The organism is Rufibacter glacialis, assembly GCF_008271745.1.
Lineage (GTDB): Bacteria > Bacteroidota > Bacteroidia > Cytophagales > Hymenobacteraceae > Nibribacter > Nibribacter glacialis.
Window position 1 is genome coordinate 123,251 of the sequence record NZ_VKKZ01000022.1, and the last position, 25,129, is coordinate 148,379.

A 25,129-nucleotide genomic window follows, 5' to 3' on the forward strand; every position below is an offset into this window, starting at 1 on the left:
TAATCATAAGAAAACAGGATAGAACAGGATGCGCTATCCTCCTTAGTTACATAAACTTACCTATCCATAATCATGATTTTAATGGAGAAGCCATATGGCATATTCTACCAGCAAGTTAGGAACAGCCACAGGTAACTAAGTTTTACATCATTTCTTCACCTCATTTCAGTATTCTATGGGAATATCTCTACTATTTAAAAGAAGAAGGGGCACTTCGAAAATCTTGTCCTTTATCCATTCAAAATTAAGCTATTTGGCCCTGACACTGGTTTTCATAGTCTCAGGTGCCACTGATTCTTCCGCTCAGCAATGGAAGATTTTGGGGAATGAAGGCCAGATAGCATCTTCTGCTGCTTCCTACCCGTCTATTACCGCCCTAGATGATGTTCCGCATGTTGTTTTCCGCGAAGGCAGTTCGCCTGTGGTGAAAGTAAAAAGAAGGAACCCTGCTACAGGTCTCTGGGAACAGGTGGGGGACAACCTTGGTAACAACCTTACTTATACCAGAATCCACCTGGATAAGAAGAACAACCTGTTTGTAACCTATGTAGATGCCTCAAATGGCAATAAGCTGGCTGTCAAAACTTTTAACCCAGAAGGCAATGTATGGGAGCCGCTGAACAATGACAACAGCAACCTTTACGTGTCAATTGGTTCGGTGACCAATACCGTTTCCCAATACAGCTCCACGCCCCGGAGTTCGCTGGCCTTTGACTCAGACAACACGCCCTATATCGCCTTCGGGGAAGGGAGCACCCTGGCTCCTTATGTAAAGAAATTCGATGGCACTTCCTGGGTGACCGTAGGTGCTGGTGCAGTTACTGCAACCGTTGCGGTTGGCGTAAGTTTGGTATTAGACGAAACAGATGTTCCCTGGTTAGCATTTGTGAGCCAATCAACTCCTACTTCCACCACCGGAAATATGGCGCTCTTCCGGTACAGCAATGGCGTCTGGGCATCTGCCACAGCCACCACCATAGGGGGCATCCGGCACACGAACATGGCCCTTAATGCAGCCAATAATCTGGCTATTGCTTACTTTAATACCGGAAACTCCAACAGAGCTACCATCATTGTATACAATAAAACAGCCGGTACCTGGGGATCGCCCACGGCGCTTTCTTCCCGTGATGCTCCTAGTCTAAGCTTGACCAGAGATGTTTCAGGCAACCTGTACTGTTCTTTTATTGACAACATTGCCAGCACCTCCCGTTCACAAGCCAGGGTATTCAAACAGTTGGCAGGTGCTACTGCCTGGGCTGAATTAAGAGACCCAAATAATACGTTGGGAGGCATAGACGAGCCGGTGGGTAACCTGACGATTGCCTCTGGAAGTGAATTTCCCTTTGTTGTGTACACCAAAACAAATTCAAGCGGGGTTTCTACCCCTATTGTCCGGGTGTACACCCCGCCGGCGGCCCCTGCCGTTCTTTCTACCACTGGTTTCAGTGACATCACACCTACAACTGCGGTAGCGGGAGGTAACATAACCTCTGATGGCGGCTCAGCTATTACCGAACGCGGCGTGGTATACAGCACCAGTCCCAACCCAACCACTGCCAATGCCAAGGTGGTTGCTTCTACAGCAGGTACCGGGCAATTTACCGTGAACCTTACCGGACTTGCTCCCTCCACCTTATATTATGTAAGAGCCTATGCCATCAACGGGGGTACCACCTATGGCAACACCCTGCGCCTCAGCTCGCTTGCCCAGCCCGATGCCGTGGTGTCCGGGCCAAAGCAAATGGAGTTTCTGAACCGTGGCGTTGTGGCGGCCCGTACCTCCAGCACCAAGGTGTATGTAGGCTGGCGCCTGCTGGGCACAGATCCTTCGGCTATCGCCTTCAACGTGTACCGCGATGGGGTAAAACTAAACCCAACGCCCATCACCGCCTCCACTAATTTTGAGGATAATACCCCTGTGAATGGCACGTACACAGTGCGCCCTGTTCTGAACGGAAAGGAAGGCGCACCGTCTGCTCCGGTTTCGGTTTGGGCCAAGAATCAATTATCCCTTCCCCTGCAAATCCCAGCCGGAGGCACCACTCCAGATGGGGTAGCTTATACCTATTCGGCCAACGATTGCTCCGTGGGTGATGTAGACGGCGACGGTGAATACGAAATCTTCCTGAAGTGGGACCCCTCCAAGTTGAACCACAATTCAGGCGGTTATTCCGGTGATCAGATCATTGATTGCTATAAATTGAACGGTACCCATTTGTGGCGCATCAACCTGGGCAAGAACATCAATGCCGGGCCGCATTTCACCCAGTTCATGGTCTATGACTTTGACGGAGACGGGAAGGCAGAGATCATCCTGAAGACCGCCGATGGCACAATGGATGGCATGGGTACCATCATTGGGGATGCTAATGTGGATCACCGCAACTCTGGTGGCTGGGTGCAAAAAGGCCCTGAATACCTGACGGTTTTCAACGGTCTAACCGGGGCAGCCATGGCTACTACCACCTATGAACCAGCCCGCGGCAATGTGACAGATTGGGGCGATAGCTATGGTAACCGGCAGGACCGTTTTGTGTCGGCGGTGGCTTATCTGGATGGTACCCGGCCCAGCCTGATCGTAGGCCGAGGGTATTATGACAAATTAGTAAGAGCTGCTTATGATTGGAGAGACGGGAAACTTACCCTGCGCTGGATCTTTGACAGCAAGGATGCCAGTGATCCCACTAACAACACCTTTTCAAGCCAGGGGAACCACCAGATGACCATAGGGGATGTGGACGGTGACGGGAAAGATGAGGTGATCAACGGTTCCAGTGCCATCAACGATGACGGTAAGCGCCTTTGGACCTGGGGCTATGGCCACGGGGATGCCCTGCACATGAGTGACATGGATCCAGACCGCCCGGGACTGGAAATCTGGCAAAGCCTGGAGTCTCCCAGCCAATATGATACCTACGGGTTGCGGTTAAATGACGCCAAAACGAGCCAGACTATCTTTGGGGTGCCTACTACCGGTGACGTTGGTCGGGCCATGGCCGCCGATATTGACCCGGCGCACAAAGGCTATGAGATATGGGGCTCCTCCGGGAACCTGTACAACGTGAAAGGAGAGCAGATTGGCACCAGCAAGCCTAATTTCAATTTTGGGATCTGGTGGGACGGCGACCTAAGCCGCGAGCTCTTAGACAAAAACGTACTGGACAAGTGGAATCCGGCCACTAAGTCCATGAACCGGCTTTTTACCATTTACCAGGCAGCGCCGGTCACCTCCAACAATGACAGCAAGGCCACGCCTGGTCTCACCGGCGACCTGTTGGGTGACTGGCGGGAGGAAATGATCTTCAGGACTTCAGATAACACGCAGCTCATATTATTTACCACCACCATCCCTACTCAGCACCGGATTCCTACTTTGATGCATGACCCGCAGTACCGGACAGCAGTGGCCTGGCAGAATTCGGGCTACAACCAGCCGCCCCACCCAAGTTTCTACCTGGGTACTGATATGGAGGCTCCTACCATGGCTAACATTAAGGTCACTGATATGGTGGCACCTGAAGTTTCCAGCATCACAAGAGAGGCAGCTGCCCCGCAAGTCAGTAATGCTACTTCTGTTACCTACCGGGTTGATTTCTCCGAAGAGGTGTTGGGTGTGGATGTTTCTGATTTTACCCTTACGTCAACTGAAACCGCTGCCGGAGTCATTGAATCGGTGAGTGCAGGCTCAGGATCGTCCTTTGTCGTAACCGTTGGTAATATCACAGGAGACGGCACCCTGCGCCTGAATGTGAACAGCAGCAACACGGGCATCACAGACGAAGCCAATAATCCTTTGGGCGAAGGTTATGCCAAGGGAGAGATCTATACCTTTGATCATACCGCCCCAACCCTGACCGCTGTGACCATTGCTTCTAGCAACGCTACACCTGCGCTAGCCAAAGAAGGCGATGTGGTTGCCTTGACCTTCACGGCTTCGGAAGTTGTCACCAATCTGAAGGTAACCGTTGCTGGCAAAGTAGGGTCAGTCACGGCAATGGAAAATAATCAGTTTAGCGCCTCTTTTCCCTTAACCAATGCCGAAGCGGAGGGCCTGGTACCCTTTACTATTCATTTTGAAGATGAGGTAGGCAATGCAGGGATTTTGGTAACTGCCACAACCGATGCCAGTACCGTTACCTATGATCGGACCAAACCAACCTTGTCTTCTGTGGCTATCTCGTCTGGCAATCATAATCTGGGGTATGCCAAAGAGGGAGATGTTATCACCCTGAACTTCACCGCCTCAGAAAGTACCGAGACTCCTAGGGTAACCATAGCCGGCAACCCGGTGCCTCCCACGGCTGGGGTCACTAATAGTTACACTGCCTCCTACATTATGACCGCCGCTGATGCGGAAGGACAGGTTGCTTTTACCATTGATTTCCAAGACCAAAGTGGGAATATGGGAACGCAGGTGACCACCACTACCAATGGAAGCAGCGTTGCTTATGACCGCACGGCTCCGGTGATCACCAAAGCTTCTGTCAATAAGCCAAAGTTAATGGTACCGAACCATACCTTGGAAGACATCAAAGTAAGCTATGTAGTCACCGACAGGAATAATGTGAACGTGGTGCTGTCTGTCACCAGCAATGAGCCCGAAAATGGTGTAGGCGATGGTAATACAGGCCCAGATATGGAAATAGTGAATGAACACCAGGTAAGGCTTCGGGCAGAACGCTCCGGAACAGGCAATGGCCGCATCTACACCATTACTATAACAGCTACTGATATAGCAGGAAATATTAGTACCCAAGCCTTAACGGTTACGGTACCACTCCACCACGGTGTGTCTCCAATATCCAATTCAGGCGCTGCAGCAGCCCTGCTGGAGGAGAGGGATTTTCAAATTTCGGCCTATCCTAATCCGGCGACTGACTTCTTCAACCTCCAGGTTAAAAGCAGGAATCCTACGCCCATCACCTTGATCATCACTGATGCTGCGGGCCGGCTTATTGAGGAGAAAAGAGGTGTGGCTGCCAACAGCAAACTGCTGATTGGACACGCCTACCTACCGGGGGTTTATTATGTGCAGGCAATCCAGGGAAATGAAAGGTCTGTTCTGAAACTTGTGAAATAAGCTCGGTTTTATGGGTATTTGCCTCCTTTTTTAAAACTGCTTTGAAAGGCAGGAAAGGTTCTAAAGTAGGAGGCGCTCAAAACGAATAGGAGAGGCCAAATAACAGATTACTTCAACAGGCCGCCTCCGGTGCTCTAAGTTAAAGCACCGGAGGCGGCCTGTTGAAGTTAAAATGATAAAACTCCTGTACCAGGTAGTATGCCTTTAGGTTAGAACCATACTACTTAAGGCTGGACTTTAAGGTCGTCACCAGAACTCTTAGGTGGGACCAGAAGAAATCAAAAGCCCATTGATCAGGATTTTAATGGTCTTTTTTCTAAAACTGCTCTGAAACAGCTAAAGGGTTCTTTTTCCAACCTAACCGCATTGGCCCTTAGTAGAAGGTGAGGAAAAAATAAGATAACAAGATTTTTAAGGATTCCTCTGCGCTACAATTTATAAAGTCAGAGGTCTAAGGATTGGAAGATTTTCAAAATTCGGCGGTTTTTTTCTCTAAACGGTAATACTTGACGGATGAGGAGCAATGAAAAAGAAAGAATAATAAACGGAAAGCAAGACAGAGCAGGACAGAGCAGGATAGTTGGTTCCGGCCTACTCATTAGCTTTATAACATTAATACTAAATAAAATAACAAAACTATCCCCACCAAAGAAATTTGCATATATGGCCAAACTCTACTAATCTAATTCTTACCTCATTTAGGCAAGGTAACTCACGTAGCCCCAGTCTAAAACCTACAGAGGTCACCTAAACATTTAGGCAGGGAAAATCAACAAAAGGTGCTGGTATTCAGTGGGATGCCTGCCTTATGGTACTGACATGGACGGTGTTCCAAGGATGCCTTTGGCAGAATGTCCACCTCGCTAGGTAGTACCCAGTCTTAGCTGCCCTATTCCTCTTTTGATCGTGCAACTAAAGCGAAGTGCTCGCTTCTAGTTTAACAGAATCTGCGCCCTGGTAAGGGAGGAGGTCAATTTTACCGGCCAAGGCCTTTGGCAAAAAGGGGGGATAAATAAGAGTTTAAAGCTATAGCATTAAATTTCAGGGAATTAGTATTTCCCTGTATTGGAATAAAACTAGGAAAATAGTCTAAGCACTGACTTTTTAGCTCCTAAAATAGAATGCGATTTTAAACAGTGGCTTTTCTGGGGAAGGTGGTTCTTTACCTGCTTAAGCCAACAAGGGTGGTAGACCATACCACAAAATGGAAGCCTGATTCATTTACTGTTACTATGACCAAATCTGTAAAAGTCTTCATGTACTTGCTGTCATTATTAGTTTTTCTGACTAATTGTGATGACAAAGAGGAATATTATGCCAGGCCTGAAAACCTTGAGCCCGCTATTTACAAGCAATTAGAGGATAGGGGTAATTTTAAAAACTTTTTAGCCTTGATTGATAAGGCTGAGTACAAGAATATTCTTAGTGCTGCCGGTTATTGGACCCTTTTTGCCCCAAATGACCAGGCATTTGTGAAGTACTTTGCGGAAACAGGTATTTCTGGGGTAGACGCCATCTCCACCGAAACAGCCCGGCAGATAGTTTCCTATGCCTTGGTATATAATGCTTTCATGACCGACCGGCTGGATGATTATCAGGCCAATGTAGGTTGGACGGTAGATCAGGCCTTTAAGCGCAGAAGTGCCTATTACAAAGGGGTCTATACCGGTTCCGCGAAAATAGGAACCCAGGTAGTGGCCAATCAACATATCATTTCCGGCAACAGGACCGGAAACTTTGTATTCACCGATAACAACAATAAATACCTTCCCTACTTTACGCAGATCTTTTTCGCCAAGCAACAGCTTTCGGCTACAGATTATAATTTCTTTTACCCTGGCAGCAACTGGAACGGGAACCTACATGTGGCAAACGCCCAGGTGGTTACCCCCAATATTATTTCTGAGAATGGCGTGATTCATGAAATTGATCAAGTGATCCTCCCGCTGGCAAACATAGAAGAACACCTGGCCAGCAAATCAGAATACAGCGTTTTCAGGGGACTTTTTGAAAAGTACATGGTTTACTACCAGGAAAACGCAGAGGCAACGGCCCGCAACAAGGTATTAACCGGTTCGGCCAACCCAGTGTACGCTAAGATCTATGATGGGCAATTGGAGTTTGCCTTGAATGATGAAGGGTTTGAAGTACGTGGTGCCAACCGCCTGAATAATGAAGGGCAGACCAATACCTACACCATTTATGCTCCCCGGAATGAGGTAGTCACCAATTATATTAACAGAGTACTTCTTCAGCATTATACATCACTGGATGAGATGCCGGTTGAGATCATCCGTGATTTCTTGAATGCCCATATGTTCCCTTCGGCGGTATGGCCTTCTAAATTCAGGCAGGCTCCTCTTAAAACCAGCGAACAGGCCAGAATGGACCCTAGCAGCAACGTGGTAGAGGCAAAAATGCTGAGTAATGGGTTCTTCTACGGGACCAATAAAGTGCAGGAAGCCAATGTTTTCCATACCGTTTATGGAAAAGCGTACCTGGATCCCAAGTATTCCATGATGATCAGGGCTTTGGCCGGTTATAAAGAAAGCCTCAACCTGCCAAACGTGAAGTATACCCTGTTCCTGATCTCTGACCAGGTGTTAACGGCCGCCGGATTCTCCTGGGATACCCGTTTCAATTACTGGGTGTATACTCCGCCTACCGGAGGGGCCACCATTACAGGTGCCCCGGCTTCTGTCCGCCTGCAAAGAATCATAGACCAACATATTGTTCCGGCCGGGGAAAACCAGAACAGGATTTACAGTGACCTCACTGGGGACGGCATTATCAAGACCTTTAGTGAAGAGTACATCAAATACAACAATAAGAAAGTATTTGCTGCCGGTAATGTAGACAGAAACGAAGTAGTTAACCTAACCGGGCCAGTAGAAGCCAGCAATGGGGTGGTCTATTACGTTGACCGTATCCTGAACTTCTCTGAGCTGAAAGTGAGTCAGCACATCGCGGCTAATCCTAATTTCTCCCATTTTAATAGTTACCTCAGAGGTTCCACCATCATGTTTGATGCGTCTACCAATGATGTAAAAGGAACAACCGTAGGAACGCCCTATACTTACCTCATTCCTACCAACGCCGCCATACAACAGGCCGTGAAAGATGGTCTTCTTCCGGGTACTGTAGCAACAGGAGTGCCTAATTTCAACCCTGCTACTCAAACCCAAGAGCAACGTGATCAGGTAGCCAGGTTTATCCAGTACCATATCATTGCCAAAGAACAGGTGCCGGTGAAAGACCAGCCTGAGGACCCGAGAGGGTATGAAACTCTATTCCAAAGTATTAGTGGCAATATAGGTACAGTAGGTGTTTCTTATGTGGGCGGGCAAATGGTGATCACAGATGCCTTTAACAGGAAAGCGAATGTCATCAAGGCAAACAGCAATGTTTTGTCAAATAGAGCCATCATTCACCAGCTTGACAACTACTTACGGTACCGCGACAATTAAGAATTTCGGTAATCTATAGATTATACATATGAAAAGAGTTTTAGGGAATTTCTCTTGTTTCATTCTAACGGTGGTTTTTGTCTGCTGCGGTATGGTGGCCAAAGCCCAGCCAGGGCAGACCATTGTTAGGGGAACGGTGACGGACAGAGCAACCAAAGAGCCACTGATTGGGGTGTCTGTGTATGAGATAGATAGCGAGAACCGGACCCTGGGCGGAGTAAGCACCGACATCAACGGAGGGTATGCTCTTAGAATGAGAGACCCCCAGCATAGGGTAATGGTCTCCTACATAGGCTATAAGAACTTCTCCTTCACGGTGAACAACCGGTCTGTGGTCAATGTGCCTCTGGAGTCTACATCCAATATGCTGAACACGGTGGAGGTGATCTCTCAGCAAAAAACAAACACGGGGATGATGGACGTGGACACCCGAAACCAGACCTCAGCTATCAGCACCATTGATGCTTCCAAATTGGCGGAATTACCTGCTGCCTCTATAGATGAAGCTTTGCAAGGCCGTTTGGCAGGGGTGGACATTGTGGCCAGCACCGGTGACCCAGGAGCAGGGATGCAGATCCGTATCCGGGGTACCTCTTCCATCAACTCCTCTTCTGAGCCATTGATTGTGGTAGACGGCATGCCATATGATATAGAGATTGCCTCTGACTTCAACTTTGCCACGGCAGATGAGCAGGGATATGCCCAGCTCCTGAACATTGCCCCTTCAGACATCAAAGAGATTTCAGTTCTGAAAGATGCGGCGGCTACCGCCATTTGGGGTGCCAGGGCTTCCAATGGGGTACTCGTGATCACTACTAAAAGAGGTAGAATTGGAAAACCAGCCTTAAACTATACCTTCAGGGGATCAGTTACCAAACAGCCTGATGCGCTCCCCATGCTGACTGGAGACCAGTACTCCCAGTACATTCCGGAGGCTTTCATGAATAGAACGGGAACTCCTCTCAGACCAGATGTGAAAGAATTCCAGTATGATCCTAAAGATCCTTACTGGTACCACAACTACAATAAAAACACCAACTGGATAGATGAAATCACGCAGTTAGGTCATATCCAGGACCACAACATTTCCTTATCTGGGGGTGGTGACAAAGCCAGATACTACACTTCCCTGGGCTTCTTCAAGCAGGCAGGTACCACCATTGGCACAGACCTTTCCCGCATATCTGCCCGGATCAACCTGGATTTTACTGTATCAGACAGAATCAGGTTCAAAACAGACCTTTCCTATACGCACCTGGACAACAACCAGAACTACACCAACACCATCAGAAGTGTGGCTTATAACAAGATGCCCAACATGAGTGTGTATGAGTACAATGAATTTGGAGAGCGCACACCTAACTATTTCTCACCGGCCAACAACATTCAGGGGGGCTATATAGGAACGGATAACCCAAATCGTGGTGCCGGTACTTTCAACCCGGTGGCAATGGCACGGGAAGGCATTAACCGGCAGCTAGGGGAACGTATCATCCCTAAATTCAACCTGCAGTATGATGTGTTACCAGGTGTTTTGCTGGCCACTTCTGATATCCAGTTCGATATCAATAACAGCAAAACAAAAATGTTCTTGCCCCAGACCGCAACCGGCCGTCCCTGGACAGAAACCACCGTAAACCGCGCCTCAGACTCAGACAATGACAGGTTCAGTGTGAATACCAAAACAAACCTGCTCTATACGCCCAGATTGGGCGACAATCATAACCTGCAGGGGGTCTTCTCCTTCATGACCTTTGATGCCAAAAATGAAGGATTTGGCGTGATGAGCTCCAACACTGCTTCTGCTTACCTGCAAGACCCGTCCGTTCCCGCCAGGATCCAGGGGAATGAGCACCGGTTAGGCTCCTCCTCTTCCCAAACCAGAAGCGTGGGGGCCTTGCTTTCCGCCCAGTACGGGTACCTGGACCGCTATATCGTGAACGTGAGTGTTCGCCGCGACGGAAGTTCAAGATTCGGGGAAAACAACCGGTATGGAACCTTTCCTTCCGTCTCCGGACGCTGGAGAGTATCTGGCGAGACCTTCATGCAGGGGGTAACCTTCATCAATGACCTGAGCATAAGAGGCAGTTACGGGGCAAGCGGTAATGAGCCGCGGGCCGCCTACGGGCACTATGACCTGTATGAAAACTACAACTACAATTACCTGGGAATGGCTGGTTTGTACCAGTCTACCATGAAATTGAAAAACCTGAAGTGGGAGCAGGTATTGCAGTCAAACATTGGAATTAACCTGATCATGATGGACCAGCGGGTTTCCATTGACGCGGATATCTATAAAAGACGCACGAAGGACATGTTCTTCCAGGACCTGCTGATTTCATCTATCACAGGCTTTACTGATATAGACATGAACGTGGGCACCATGGACAACATGGGCTGGGAGGTAGGGTTAAATTTGACGGCCTATAGAACAAAAGACCTCACCGTTGACTTTGGCCTGAACCTGTCCCAGAATCAGAACATGATCAGGGAGATATCAGAGTTTTACCCGCGTGAAAGAGGGAATTTGAATGCCAACGGAAACTACCTGATCACCATTCAGGAAAACAACCCATTTGGTTCTTTCTATGGCTACCGGTATAAAGGCGTCTACAAAGATGCAGAGGCAACCATTGCGAAAGACAAAAACGGGAATGCCATTGTAGGACCTAACGGTCAGGTAGTACCCATGCGCTTTGGCTATCCTTCCCTTGATTATGTATTTCAGCCTGGTGATGCCATCTATGAAGACATCAACCATGATGGCAACATAGACTATAAAGATGTTGTGTATCTGGGCAATGCCAACCCCAAGCTTACCGGCGGTTTTGGTCCTACCATCAAGTACAAGAACTGGAGATTGAACATGTTCTTCAACTTCAGATACAAGTATGACATTGTCAACCAGACCAAGATGTATACGGAGAATATGTATGATTTCTCCAACCAGAGCACTGCTATCCTGAGAAGATGGAGACGCTCCGGAGACGTTACAGACATGCCTCGTGCCTTGAACAATATGGGGTACAATTGGCTGGCCTCTGACCGGTATGTAGAAGATGGGTCTTTCCTCAGATTTAAAACAGTTACCGTCAGATATTATCTTCCTAAGCCACTCATTGAGAAGATCAGAGCCAATGACCTGAGCTTCTATCTAACAGCCAACAACCTGTTTACTTTCACCAACTATACAGGCCAGGATCCGGAAGTGGGTCTGGCAGGAGGCGATCCCTTTAAAATAGGGTTTGACACCTCAAGAACCCCTCCGGTGCAAACGCTGACCTTGGGTTTTGATGTAAGGTTTTAAAGATTTGTTTTTGATTAAGAGAAAAACAGAATGTTGAAAAAATACACATATAAAGCAGCGTTGGTCCTCTTGGTTCTAGTATCAAGTGCTTGCGATAGCTGGTTAGATCTTAAACCCGAAAATGGTATTGTAGGGGATGAATTCTGGAAAACCAAAGAACAGGTGAATTCTGCTGTAGTAGGCATTTATTCTTCCATGTTAGACCAGGACCTAGCAGAAAAGCTCTTTTTATGGGGAGAACTGAGGGCCGATATGCTTTCAGCTAATACAGGGATCAGGTTTGGGGAGCTGGAGGTAATGAACGGGAATATCGTAGATACCAACCCTCTTTCTAACTGGAGACCCTTCTACAGAACCATCAACCAATGTAATACGGTCATAGAGCGGGCCCCGGGGGGTCTGGCAGAAGACAAGACCTTTACGCAGGAGCAGCTGAATACCTATTTGGGGGAAGCCTATGCCATCAGGGCACTCATGTACTTCTACCTGGCCCGGAGTTTTGGCGATGTTCCGTTGAAGCTTACGGCCACCATTAGTGATGATCAGGCGGTTGCCATGGCCAAAACAAGCCAGGCCAAGGTATTGGACCAGGTGGCAAATGACCTGTTGAAGGCAGAAGAGTTAGCCATTATTTCCTACGGGAACAGTGCCTTTAACAAAGGCCGGATCACAAAATACTCGGTCAACGCCATACAGGCAGATGTGTACCTCTGGAAAGAAAAATATGATAGTGCCCTCATCGCTACTGATAAGATCATCAACTCAGGGCAATTCGGGCTGGTACAAGGGGTGAATAACCCGCAATGGTTTCAGCAACTCTTTGTCCAGGGAAATTCCAGCGAGATCATTTTCTCCCTGCAGTTCAACCCCCAGCGGACAAACCCTTTCTTTCCCATGTTCAGCACCGTGACGGGCAGAAGATTTGTGGCGGCCACCCGCGTATTGGAACAAGTTTTCCCTCCTGATCCTGTAGACGTGCTGAACGCCGATATCAGGGCAAACGCTTCGGTAAGAGTGTCAACCGGTGCTGTCTGGAAATACCTTGGCCTCACAGAAGAAGAGAGCAGAACGCAAGACCAATCCTATGCCCATTGGATTTTTTACCGCTACGCGGATGTGCTGCTGATGAAGGCCGAGGCGCTGGTGGCGCAGAACAGCGGAAAAGGGCCAGAAGCACTGGAGTTGATCTACCGGGTTCGGCGCCGGGCGAACGCTCTCCCGGGTACGGATAACCCAAACATCAACCCCAACTCCATGAATGATATGATCAATTTCATTCTGGAGGAACGGGCCCGCGAGTTTGCCTTTGAAGGCAAGCGGTGGTATGATGTTTTGAGAAATGCCAGGAGATCTAATTATTCCCGCCAAGATCTTCTGAACCAGTTGGCCATCAACAGCGCTCCGGCCGACCGGCAACAGTCTATTCTAAATAAGTACAAAGATCAGAACAGCCATTATTGGCCAATATACCAATATGAGCTTACCACCAACAAGAGCTTAGAGCAGAATCCTTTCTACAAAGGCAGATAATATTTTAAAACTTTTATTATGGGAAACTCAATTTTTGCCAAAGCCTTGAAAGCTAGAATAACGGCTCTGAGCCTTGTATTGATGACTTTATTGTGGGGCTGTGAAAAAGAGGTGGTAGATGTTGCTACCACCACTGACGTGAACATGCTGGGCTATTTTGAGAAAAACGCAAATCAGTTTTCCAGTTTGATAAAGATTCTGGAAAAAACCGAAGTGGCCGGCTTTCTGGCAGCTTATGGTTCCTATACCATGTTTGCGCCCACCAATGAAGCTATTGACATTTTCTTGAAAGAGAAAGGGGCTACCTCCGTAGATCAGTTAGATGCTGAGGAAATGAAGCGGATAATACGGTTGCATTTGTTGGAGGACACCATCCCTACTTCAACGTTTACTGATGGAAAGCTTCCAAAAATCACCATGCTGGGGCAATATGTCATCACGGGTGCTGAGGTGGAAAATGGTGCTTCCAGAACCCGAGTGAACCGGCAGGCGAATGTGATCCAGGCCAACATACGGGTGGGAAACGGAATCATTCACACCATTGACCGGGTATTACAGCCTGCCAGCAAAACAGTGGCGCAAATGCTGGAAAGCAACCCGGAGTATTCCATTTTCACGGCGGCTTTAAAGGCGACTGGTTTGTTCAATCAATTGAACACAACCGGCGCTGGAATTTGGTATACGGTTTTGGGTCAAAAAAATTCCGTCTACCAGAAAATGGGGATCAGCAATTACAACGCCTTGAAGGCCAAGTATTCCCACACCGGCAACCCAGCTGATAAAAGTGACAGCCTTTACTTGAACATGGCTTATCATATTCTGAATGACAGTAAATATCTCGCTGATCTGGTAACAGCAACTTCCCATGTTACCCTGGCACCACAGGAAGTTATTACTTCAAAGTTGAAAGGGGAGCAGGTCTTGATCAATGAGGATATCTTCAATGGCGTGCTGGAAAAAGGAGCGTTGGTAGACAGAAAAGCCAGCGACAATACGGCCACCAATGGGGTGCTGCATGATGTTACAGAAAACTACCAGATAAAAAAGAGAAACCCCGTGCGGGTGTATTTTGACGTAGCTGATCAACCTGAAATACGCATTCTACCGCAATTCAGAAGACAGGGGTCTCCTAATGTCGTTTTCCCGGTGGGCTCTTTCAAAGATATATATTTTGAAGGTTCTAATAGTCCAACCATTTCTTATGTCACTGGTGCCGACGCCAACGCCGGGTATGCCTACAATGATTATTTACTTGTTAGGATGAGTGATAACGTGGCAAGGTTAGTAGAATTTACAACGCCTAGCCTTGTCAAGGGAAGATATAAGGTTTGGATTGCGTTCAGGCAAATTGGTAACACTGCGCCCTTGCAGGTATATTTTAATAATCAAGTATTGCCAAGAACCATTGATATGAAGCTGTTCTACCCTGGAGGTGTTGAAAGAGAACTGTTGGCCCAAGGAATAAAACACTACTTAGCTGATAACCCAGGTAATTCCCACGCCAGATTAGCCGGCACTATCACCGTGGAAACTACAGGGCGTCATAAAATCAAGTTTGTAGGCCTCGCCAACACCAATGGCGTCCATAGGCTTGACATGATCCAGTTCATTCCAGAGGATCAGGACCAGCTTTACCCTAAAATAAAAAGGGATGGTACCCTAGTTTACGAATAGGATGTAGTGCTAAATGTAGGATTTGCTTCAAACAGATTTACCGGTAGAAATCGAAAATCTGCCGGTAAACCCTCAAGATGATTTTGTCTATAAACAATCAACAGAAATGGACTTTTATAAAAAGTTGCTGATAATGGCCTTTCTTCTGGCAGGGTTTACCGCCTGTAAAGATGCCTGGGAAGACCATACAGACCAGAATGACCAGGCACTGACTAAGAACTTAATGCAGGAGATTAGCAGTAATTCCAGGCTAACCAGGTTTCATGACCTTCTTGTGAAAACAGGCCTTAATCAGGTGCTCGAATCTTCTAAAACCTTCACGGTTTGGGCGCCCACCAATGAAGCGCTGCAGAACGTAGACCAGAACATTTTAAACAACCCGGAAAGGCTAAAGCAGTTTGTAAGCAACCACATCAGTTACCAGCAATATTTTTCCCATACGCCGCTGCCTGCTACAAACCAGATCAAGACCTTAAGCGGTAAGAATGTTCTCTGGAACAAGGCGAACGCTACCGTAGAGTCAGCCAAAATTGAGGAAGCGAATAAATATACCGCCAACGGGGTATTGCATATTGTTGGGGCACCGCTGACGCCCAAAATGAACTCCTGGGAATTCTTAACCAGTACCAACCTCAGCCCGCGTCAGAAAGCTTATATGCAGTCACTGGACGAAAGGGTTTTTGTGGATAGCCTTGCTGTACAAACGGGGGTTGACCCCGCTACGGGTAGACCCGTGTATGATCCTGCAACCGGTTTTGTCCAGCAGAACCAGTTTTTCCAGCGCGTTTACAACCTCGCCAATGAAGATTCTGTGTACACCTTCATCATGCTGACAGATGAAGCCTACTCAGCAGAATTCAGCAGATTCCAGAAGTTCTTTTCTACTAGTACTACAGACAGTACCAATGCCCTCACCAATTGGGCGGTTACTAAAGATCTTGCCTTTAGAGGGGCGTTCACCAAAGAAACCTTACCACCTACCCTGGTTTCCAGATCTGGCGTGCAGGTGCAAATAGATAAGAGTGCCGTGGTACGGGAAGAGCGTACTTCCAATGGAATGGTATTGGTGGTAAACAAACTCACTGTTGCCAACCAAGAGAAAATCAAACCGATCAGGGTTGAGGGTGAGTCTATTTTTGACATAAGAGCTCTCCGGTTGAGCCATCCTGATAAAGCAGGAAATGTTTCCGTTCAGACAAGAAGAAGCGGCACGTCAGGGGAGAACTACCGATACTTGCGTGCCACTGGGCACGGTGTCTCTGGCTTATGGTTACGGTATGTGATTCCTAACGTGAACTCTACCAAGTACAAAGTCTACTGGAGTGTGATCAATGATTTTCAAGCCGATCCCTTCAATCAAAGAATTGTTCTTGGAACACTAGATGCCACCGCTTTCCCTTACAAGGCAGTAGCGGCTTCTACCTTGCCAGTGCGAGAGGAGCTAGGAGAGTACACCGCTGCAAAATATGGCAATTTGAATGCCTTTCTGAGAAGTGCCCTTTCCACTACCAATGCACTCAATCCCCTCACCCTGGATTACCTGGAATTAGTGCCGGTCTTTTAACAACCCTTTAGCTAAGGAAGTACATGCCTGTATTTTACAAAAAAATAAAAGAGATATCATTCCTTTTGGCTTTAGCCAGCACCCCTTTTTGTGCGGTGGCTCAACAGACAGATTCTGTTGCTACCTTATCTGACACAGTAGCGGTGGCCAGGCAGCCAGTGGGGGGGGTAGTGGTGACCGGTACGGTAACGGCTGCTGCCACCAAGCTTCCGCTGGCCGGCATCAGTGTGAGTGTGCCCGGGTATTCAGCCGCCTTGACAGATGATAAGGGAACCTTCTCCCTCTCGGTGCCCTCTTCTGCGTCTACCCTTACACTAGAAGGCGAAGGCTTTCAGCGGAAAGAGGTGGCGATAAAGGGAAGGAGCCAACTCATGGTGAGTCTGCATGAAGGCAATTTCACTTCCATTTATGATATCGCGGTCTTACCGAATAACATTGATAAACCTATAAACCAGGTGACGGGGGCGGTAGTCTCCTTGAATCCGAGCCTGCAAAAATGGAGTACTTCTGCTGAATCGCCGGAAAACTACCTCCAGGGGAAAGTAGCCGGCCTAAATGTGGTTCGCCGGTCTGGTACGCCCGGAATAGGTGCCAATCTGTTCTTAAGAGGGTACTCTTCTCTGTACACCACAAACCAGCCGTTGATCATAGTAGATGGAATGATCTATGACATGAACGATTATGGCGGATCCATTATCAGCAACCACTTCACCAACCCGCTCTCCAATATTGATATCAAAGACATAGATAACATCACGGTTATCAAAGACGCTGCTTCCCTCTATGGCTCTAAGGGAGCCAACGGCGCTATCATGATCACCACTGGCCGGGCCCAGGAATTAGCCACCAAGATTGACTTTGCCACGTACGCGGGCGTCAATTTCACTCCTAATTTTATTCCGGTGATGAATGCCTCCAATTACCGCATTTACTTATCTGATGTTTTAAAAAGCACAGGGTTAACGGATAACCAAATCCAGGCGCGGCCCTATATGAATGATGATGTATCCAGTCCTGGCTATTACACCTACCATAACAATACCAACTGGCAGGAGGAAGTAATGAAGAGAAGTTACAGCCAGAATTATTACATGCGGGTAGTGGGGGGCGACAACATAGCCAAGTACGCCTTGTCGCTTGGGGTTCTGGATAGTGATGGTATTGTCCAAAATAAGGGATTTCAGCGGTATAACACCTTGTTTAATGCTGACCTGAACATGACGCCAAAGCTGACGGTCAACTCCAATCTGGCTTTTACTTACAGTGAGCAGAATCTGGTGGACCAGGGGATTGCCCTGAATACCAACCCTATTTACCTCAGCTTAATCAAGGCTCCGTTTCTGTCTAAAAATGAAATATCCAACGAAGGTATCACCTCACCCAACTTATCAGATACGGATATCTTCAATGTAGGCAATCCGGTGGTTCTTACGGGTAACATGCAGACCAAAGGAATCAACTACCGGTTCTTTGGCTCCGCTAAATTCAATTATGCCTTCACCAAAAACCTGGTGGCCAGCACGCAGTACGGCATTACCTATGATAAAATACGCGAGAGTTTCTTTGTGCCACGCAGAGGCACCAGCGCAGAACAGTTAGAAAATGCCATTGCAGAAAGCAGGATGGGGGCACAGGTGCAAAGATTGTTCGCCACCTTCAGTGACACCCGCTTAGCCTATACCAATACCTTCCACAACATACACCGCGTTGACGGCAGCATTGGCCTGAGATACAGCAAAAACGAAAGCGAATCAGATACTGGTTTCGGGTATAACTCCGCCACTGATGAATTGAGAACCATTGGTACCGGAGCTGCTGCCTTGCGCAGGGCCGGTGGTGAAATTGGGGACTGGCTTTGGCTGAACTATTACGCCGGGGCCAATTACGGGTTGTTGAGCAAATATTTCCTCTCGCTTACGGTGGCAGTAGATGGTTCTTCCCGGTTCGGGACAGAGGCGAAAGAGGGAATCAGCCTGTTCAACAGAAAGTTTGGGGTGTTCCCATCTGTGGGGGCTGCCTGGCTGGTTTCTTCTGAGAATTTTATGGCAGGGTTTGATTTCATTGAGATGCTGAAACTGCGCACCACCTACAGCATCAGCGGGAATGATGACATTGGGAACTACAACGCCCGCCAGTACTATGTTTCACAGAACCTGTTAGATTTCCAGGGGTTGGTAAGGGGCAATATAGGCAACCCAGCCTTGCAATGGGAAACGAACCGGAAGGTCAACGCTGGAGTAGATCTGGGCTTGTTCAATGAACGGCTATCTATCAGTGTAGACGCCTTCCGCAACGTGACTGATAACATGCTGGTGCGTGAACAACTGGTTTCCGCTTCCGGGTTTGATTTCATGTTCACCAACAACGGGAAAATGAAAAACGAAGGGGTGGAGCTGGCATTGAACAGCCGCCTGGTCAACACCGGTACCTTTAAATGGGATATAGGCCTTACCCTTTCAAGATACAAAAATGAAGTGACAGCCTTATCTGCTGATCAATTCACCACACAATACGCCGGCGCTACTATTCTTACCAAAGTAGGCCAGGAAGCTAATTTGTTCTATGGCTATAAAACAAACGGGGTGTACACTACCAACGCCGAGGCCGTTCAATCAGGCTTAAGCACAAGAACACCCAGTGGCCAAGTGGTCGCGTTCCAGGGGGGAGATATGCGTTTTGTGAATCATAATGATGAAGGGGCTTCTAAAGGCATGATTGATGAAAACGATAGGGTGGTGATAGGAAACCCTAATCCTGACTTTACCGGCATGTTCACTACCAGACTGGAGTATAAAAGATTCTCCCTGGATACCTACTTCACGTTCAGCCAGGGCAACGATATCTATAACTACACCAGAGCACAGATTGAGTCCGCCGCCGGTACCGGCAACCAAACAGACGCGGTCATAAGAAGATGGCGAACAGATGGTCAGGTAACCGATATGCCAAGAGCCAATTTTGGAGACCCACTGGGCAACAACCGTTTCTCCGACAGGTGGATTGAAGACGGCTCTTACCTGCGGCTAAGAACCCTTACGGTAAGGTATGACCTGCCACTGAACACGAAATACATCAAATCGGCTTCTTTCTATGCCACTGGTAACAACCTCCTTACTTTCTCTAACTACAAAGGCTATGACCCTGAGTTCAGTGCCGGGGAAACCATTTTCGCCCAAGGGGTAGACGTGGGGCTGGTACCGCAAGTTAGATCAGTCTTGCTAGGGGTGAGAATTGGTCTGTAAGAGAAAGTGTTCACAAAAGCATTAAGTGATTAACCCATGAAAAATAAATTTATCAGGTCCGTAGTCCGTGGTGTGGCATTGGTGCTGGTTGGCCTCAGCACCTTCTCCTGTGAAGACATGCTGGATGTAGCGCCTGAAACCACCATTGATGCAGGACAGGCCTACCAGAATATCTTTGATGCAGATGCGGCGGTGATTGGGGTGTATGGCAAGTTCATGAATCTGGCAGAACGGCACATTATCTTAAATGAGCTACGGGCAGATTTGCTGAATGTAACGCCAAACGCCGCTGGTAATTCTGATTTGCTACAGATCAATTACCATTCTGTACTGCCAGAAAATAACTACGCTAATCCAAGACCTTATTATGAAGTCATCATCAACTGTAATGATGTGCTGCACAACTTCAATAAGATGGTCAAGGAAAACAAGATCACCAGAGATGAGTACAACCATCGTTACTCTGATATTATGGCCTTAAGAAGCTGGTTGTACCTGCAACTGGGCATTCAGTATGGGCGGGTACCCTATATCACAGACCCCTTGGCCCAGGTAGTAGACCTGACAGATCAGTCTAAATTCCAGAGAATTGAGTTTGAGGTGTTGTTAGACAGTTTAATTGCGGTAACTGAAAGAATACCTTACAAGGAAGTGTACCCAACGGGTAGCTCCCTTGTGACAAACATAGGAGGTTTTGGTACCCAAAAGTTCTTCGTGAATAAACGTTTGGTATTAGGAGACTTGCATCTGTGGAAAGGGAATTACACGCAGGCCGCAACTAACTATAGGGCCCTGCTGGAAACCGGTGCTACTGATGCCTCAAGAGGCAACAGGTACTTTGACCAGTATAGAGTTAGCGGGTTTAGTACAGCAGTATTCAATCATGCTGCAGATTTTGCTGGTATTCAAAATTCATTTTATAATAATGAGTGGATATGGGATCTGCCTTTTACCGCAAATACTACTCCTTCCAATCCTTTCATTAGGTTATTTGCAAATGCAGGAGGCAGTTATTTATTAAAACCCTCACAAGCTGCAATTGACAAATGGGCTGGTGAAACTAATAATAATTTAACTCCTGGTGATTCCAGAGGAACGGCTGTAAGATATCAACTAGGACAACCGGTAGTAGGAAAGTATCTGCAGAATTTCAGTGCGGCTCAGCCTTTTGAAAACAGAGGTAACTGGTTTTTGGCTCGAGCATCACTTTTACACCTTCGGTTTGCCGAGGCTGCCAACCGTGATGGTCATTCTAAATTAGCTCTGGCACTATTACAGAATGGTATAAAAGCTGCCTATACTGATCCAAGCCTACCTACTTTAAACCCAGATGTAACACACAGTCAGCAGACTTTTCTGCCAGCACCCTATAACTTTGATGCAAGGCAGGGGGACTTCCCGTCTTTTAGGGGAGACTGGTACCGTAATGCTGGAATCAGAGGCAAGGTAGGTTTGCAAAATATCAATTTTTATGCTCAGGGTACAGAAAATTTAGTGAATCGGGTAGAAGACGCCTTGATACATGAAGCTGCCTTAGAGTTAGCATTTGAAGGCCACAGATGGCAAGACTTGCTAAGAATTGCAAGAAGAAGAAAAGATCCAGCATTCCTCGCTGATAAAGTCTATGAGAAGTTAGTGAAAGCAAATGACCCAAGGGCCCAGGAAGTAAGAGCAAGATTGGTGGATCCAAATAACTGGTACCTGCCTTTTAAAATGTAAGGACTTTTGTACTGCCATTGACGGAAGCCTGTTTTAAGGGGTAGGCTCCCTCTTTTCTATGTTTCTCAGGATCAATGTTTCTCAGAATAGAAACGCAGCCTTCTCTCTGAAAGAGCCAGCTCAGTTTGGGACATTTTTGCTCCGATTTTTTAAAAACAGGCGAAAATCATCTTCCTCAGGTTTCCAAAACAACGAAAGCGAGTTTTTTCCCATTGGCTTGGTTTAAAGTAGGTAGCCCCTGATAGGTTCTAGAACTTGTCAGGGGCTACTAGTTCCAGGGGCTCCAAAAAGTAAGAGTCCTCTTAAGGTTAGGTCCTTCTGGGGGAAGACCTGTAAGAGCAGGATGCGATCCTTGAATTGTTTCGTGTAGTTAGTTTCTCAAAGTATAAAATCAAAAGCTCAATCATCAGCGAAGGGTGAGAAAAGCCTTTCAATAGCCACAAAACACGTGAATGACTAAACGAATTGCCTTCTTGTTGGGTCTTGCCTATACGTTGATAGGCTTCAGGCTTCAGGCCCAAACCGCGCAGAAGGCGGGAGGCATCTCCGTAACGGCTGAGCCAACGCCTGGTAGCTTCCCACTGGTGCAGGCGGGCCAGGCAGCTCCCATCTATCTAGATGCTCAGGCGGCGGAGGTGGTGCGAATCGCGGTAGCGGCCTTAGCCGAAGACATGAAAGCAGTCACCGGTTTTGGGCCCGAAATCAGAAAAACAGGCCCAAAAGAGCTTCCTGCCTTGCCGGTCATTGTCGGTACCATTGGGCAGTCTGGGCTCATAGACCAGTTGGTGGAGAGCAAAGCGTTGCAGGTGCAGGAAATCAAGGGGAGGTGGGAAAGTTATACCATTGCCGTTGTGGAGAAGCCTTTCGCGCCAGTATCAAAAGCCTTGGTCATTGCCGGCAGCGACCCCCGCGGAACGGCGTTCGGGGTGTTTGAGGTGTCCCGCAGGATGGGCGTGTCCCCCTGGTACTGGTGGGCCGATGCCAAGCCTGCCCTTAAAAAGGATCTTTTTGTAACAGCCGGTACCCTGGTGAAGGGTCCGCCCTCGGTCAAGTACCGGGGCATCTTCCTCAACGACGAGGACTGGGGACTGCAGCCCTGGGCGGCCCAGAACCTGGACCAGGACCTCAAGGACATCGGGCCCAACACCTACGCCAGGATCTTTGAGTTGCTGCTGCGCCTCAAGGCGAACCTCATCTGGCCGGCCATGCACCCCAGCACCAAGGCTTTTTTCCATTACCCAGCTAATCAAAAGGTGGCTGATGCCTACTCCATTCTGGTGGGCACCTCGCACGCAGAGCCCATGCTGCGCAACAACGTAGATGAATGGCAGGAGACCACCATGGGTTCCTTTGACTATTTCAGCAACCAAAAGGCGGTGCAAGCTTATTGGGAGAATCGGGTAAAAGAGGCCAAAAACCTGGAGGCCATCTACACCATGGGCATGCGGGGCGTGCATGACAGTGGTATGAAAGGAGCCAAGAACACTTCTGAGGCTGCCACCATGCTGGAGAAAATCATTTCAGATCAGCGTGAGCTGCTGAAGAAGCATGTAAGCCAAAACGTAACCGCCGTTCCGCAGGTCTTTACCGCTTACAAAGAGGTACTGGACATCTATGACCATGGCCTTAAACTCCCCGAAGACATCACCCTAGTTTGGCCCGATGATAACTACGGCTATATCCACCGGTTAAGCAACCCGCAGGAGCAGCAGCGGGCCGGGGGATCTGGTGTGTACTACCATGCCTCTTACTGGGGGAGGCCCCACGATTATCTGTGGCTGAGTTCCACCCACCCTTCGCTGATAAAAGAAGAAATGATAAAGGCCTATGCCATGAAGGCAGACCAGCTGTGGGTTCTGAACGTGGGCGACATCAAGCCGCTGGAACACAACATAGACCTTTTCCTGGACATGGCGTATGACGCCAGCGCTTTCCAAGGCCGTAACTCTGCGGAGCAGCACCTGCGGCAATGGGTAAGCGAGGTGTTTGGGGAGGAGAAGGCCGGCGCTATGAGCCAGATTCTCTGGAAGTACTATCACCTGGCTTTTGAGCGGAAACCGGAGTTCATGGGTTGGAGCCGGACCGAGCCTACCACCCAGACGACGTACACCGCCTACAACCATTTCTACTACGGTGACGAAGCCCAGAAAAGAATAGACCAGTATGAGGCGCTGGAGAAACAGGTAAAAGCCCTGCGTGGCCAGATAGCTGCCAAAGACGCAGACGCCTTCTATCAGTTGGTCTACTACCCGGTGGTAGGTGCCTCGCTCATGAACAAGAAGTTCCTGTACCGCGACAAAAGCTACCTGTATGCCAAGCAGAACCGAACCAGTGCGGCTGACTATGTCCAACTAGCTAAGCAGGCCTATGAGGGCATCATGAAAGAGACGGACTATTACAACCATCAATTAGCCAACGGGAAGTGGAAGGGCATGATGTCCATGAAGCCCCGTGACCTCCCCGTTTACCAGGAGCCGGTTTTACCTGAAATTGCCAAAAACAGCTCTTTTTCGTGGAGTATCGCACCAGAGGGATTTGTCACCCAGGATTCATCTCTGACCTCAGGGCCAGGCCTTCAATTGCCGGCTTTCCAACCTTGGGGAAGTACCTCTTACTTTGTGGATCTGTTCCTGACCAATCATCAGTCTGTTTCCTGGCAAGCGAAGCCTTCTGACAAATGGATCAAGGTGTCAGTGCCGAAAGGGGAGTTAACAACAGTCATTGGGCAAAAGCAGCAGCGTATCTGGGTAAGCGTTGATTGGGACAAGGTTCCAAAAAAACCAGAGGCATTAGGTCACATTACTTTCAAAGGAGGCGGCCAGGAGTTTAAAGTAGCGGTGAAGGCTGCTAACCAAATGGAACCTTCCTTGAAAGATCACAAAGGCTTTGTAGAAGAGAAGGGGTACGTCTCCATCCACGCCGAGAATTTTTCCCGCGCCTCCGGAAAGGAAGGAAAGAGCTGGGAAGTGGTGGAGGGCCTGGGGCATACGGGGAAATCCCTGATGGCATTGCCCCTACAGGTGAACTCCGTTCCCCAACCTGAAAGCCTGAAAGAGCAGGCACCGGTAGTAGAATACGACTTCTACGCCCTCACGGCCGCCGCGCCCACCGTCTCTGTCTTCACACTTCCTACCCATCCGGTTACTACGGGGTATAGTATGCGCTACGGGGTTTCCTTAGACAACGGCCCCGTGCAGGTGGTGGACTTCAAGACGGTGGGAAGAAGCGAGGAATGGAAGGTGAATGTGCTGGAGAACCGGGCAAAGCGGCAGGTGAAGTTTCCTGCGCTAAGCAAAGGAAAGCACACCCTTAAGATCTACCTGCTGGACCCCGGCGTGGTGCTGGACTACATCACCATTGATCTGGGCGGGTTGAAAAAGGCGTATTCTGTCCTTCCGGAGACTAAAAAATAAAAAGCAGACTCCTCTTAGAGCATGGCAATAACACTCCTATAGAAACAGTATCAGGGGCAATCCACTGCTTCTTTCACCACATGATGGTGCCAACAAAATTGCCTGATGCCTTTTGGTAACTCATCTAATT

9 protein-coding genes are annotated in these 25,129 nt (G+C 48.3%); all 9 read left to right on the forward strand.

Annotation, left to right across the window (positions count from 1 at the left end):
- Positions 1-253: 253 nt before the first annotated feature.
- The 9 genes from FOE74_RS21260 (at position 254) to FOE74_RS14545 (ending at position 24,999) form a co-directional block, all read left to right on the forward strand.
- Positions 254-5,083 carry a rhamnogalacturonan lyase family protein gene (locus tag FOE74_RS21260; protein ID WP_188686771.1) on the forward strand — a complete coding sequence of 1,610 codons (4,830 nt, stop codon included), beginning with the start codon at positions 254-256 and terminating at the stop codon, positions 5,081-5,083.
- 1,256 nt (positions 5,084-6,339) lie between these two features.
- Positions 6,340-8,550, forward strand: a complete 2,211-nt coding sequence (locus FOE74_RS14510) for a fasciclin domain-containing protein (RefSeq protein WP_225840853.1) — start codon at positions 6,340-6,342, stop codon at positions 8,548-8,550.
- 28 nt (positions 8,551-8,578) lie between these two features.
- Positions 8,579-11,857 (forward strand): SusC/RagA family TonB-linked outer membrane protein, encoded by a 3,279-nt coding sequence (locus FOE74_RS14515; protein ID WP_149099352.1) that lies wholly within the window; start codon positions 8,579-8,581, stop codon positions 11,855-11,857.
- A 30-nt stretch (positions 11,858-11,887) separates the two neighbouring features.
- Positions 11,888-13,387: a RagB/SusD family nutrient uptake outer membrane protein gene (locus tag FOE74_RS14520; protein ID WP_149099353.1), complete on the forward strand. Its 1,500-nt coding sequence runs from the start codon at positions 11,888-11,890 to the stop codon at positions 13,385-13,387.
- A gap of 18 nt (positions 13,388-13,405) precedes the next feature.
- Positions 13,406-15,061, forward strand: a complete 1,656-nt coding sequence (locus FOE74_RS14525; protein WP_149099354.1) for a fasciclin domain-containing protein — start codon at positions 13,406-13,408, stop codon at positions 15,059-15,061.
- Between the two features lie 223 nt (positions 15,062-15,284).
- Entirely contained in the window at positions 15,285-16,625 is a 1,341-nt protein-coding gene (locus FOE74_RS14530; RefSeq protein WP_225840854.1) for a fasciclin domain-containing protein, read from the forward strand.
- 65 nt (positions 16,626-16,690) lie between these two features.
- Positions 16,691-19,867, forward strand: coding sequence for a SusC/RagA family TonB-linked outer membrane protein (locus tag FOE74_RS14535; protein WP_225840830.1), 3,177 nt, complete (start codon positions 16,691-16,693; stop codon positions 19,865-19,867).
- Between the two features lie 117 nt (positions 19,868-19,984).
- Positions 19,985-21,586, forward strand: coding sequence for a RagB/SusD family nutrient uptake outer membrane protein (locus FOE74_RS14540; protein WP_372427674.1), 1,602 nt, complete (start codon positions 19,985-19,987; stop codon positions 21,584-21,586).
- Between the two features lie 452 nt (positions 21,587-22,038).
- The gene (locus FOE74_RS14545) at positions 22,039-24,999 is read left to right on the forward strand and encodes a glycosyl hydrolase 115 family protein (protein WP_149099358.1); all 2,961 of its coding nucleotides are present in this window, start codon (positions 22,039-22,041) and stop codon (positions 24,997-24,999) included.
- The last annotated feature ends 130 nt before the right edge of the window (positions 25,000-25,129 follow it).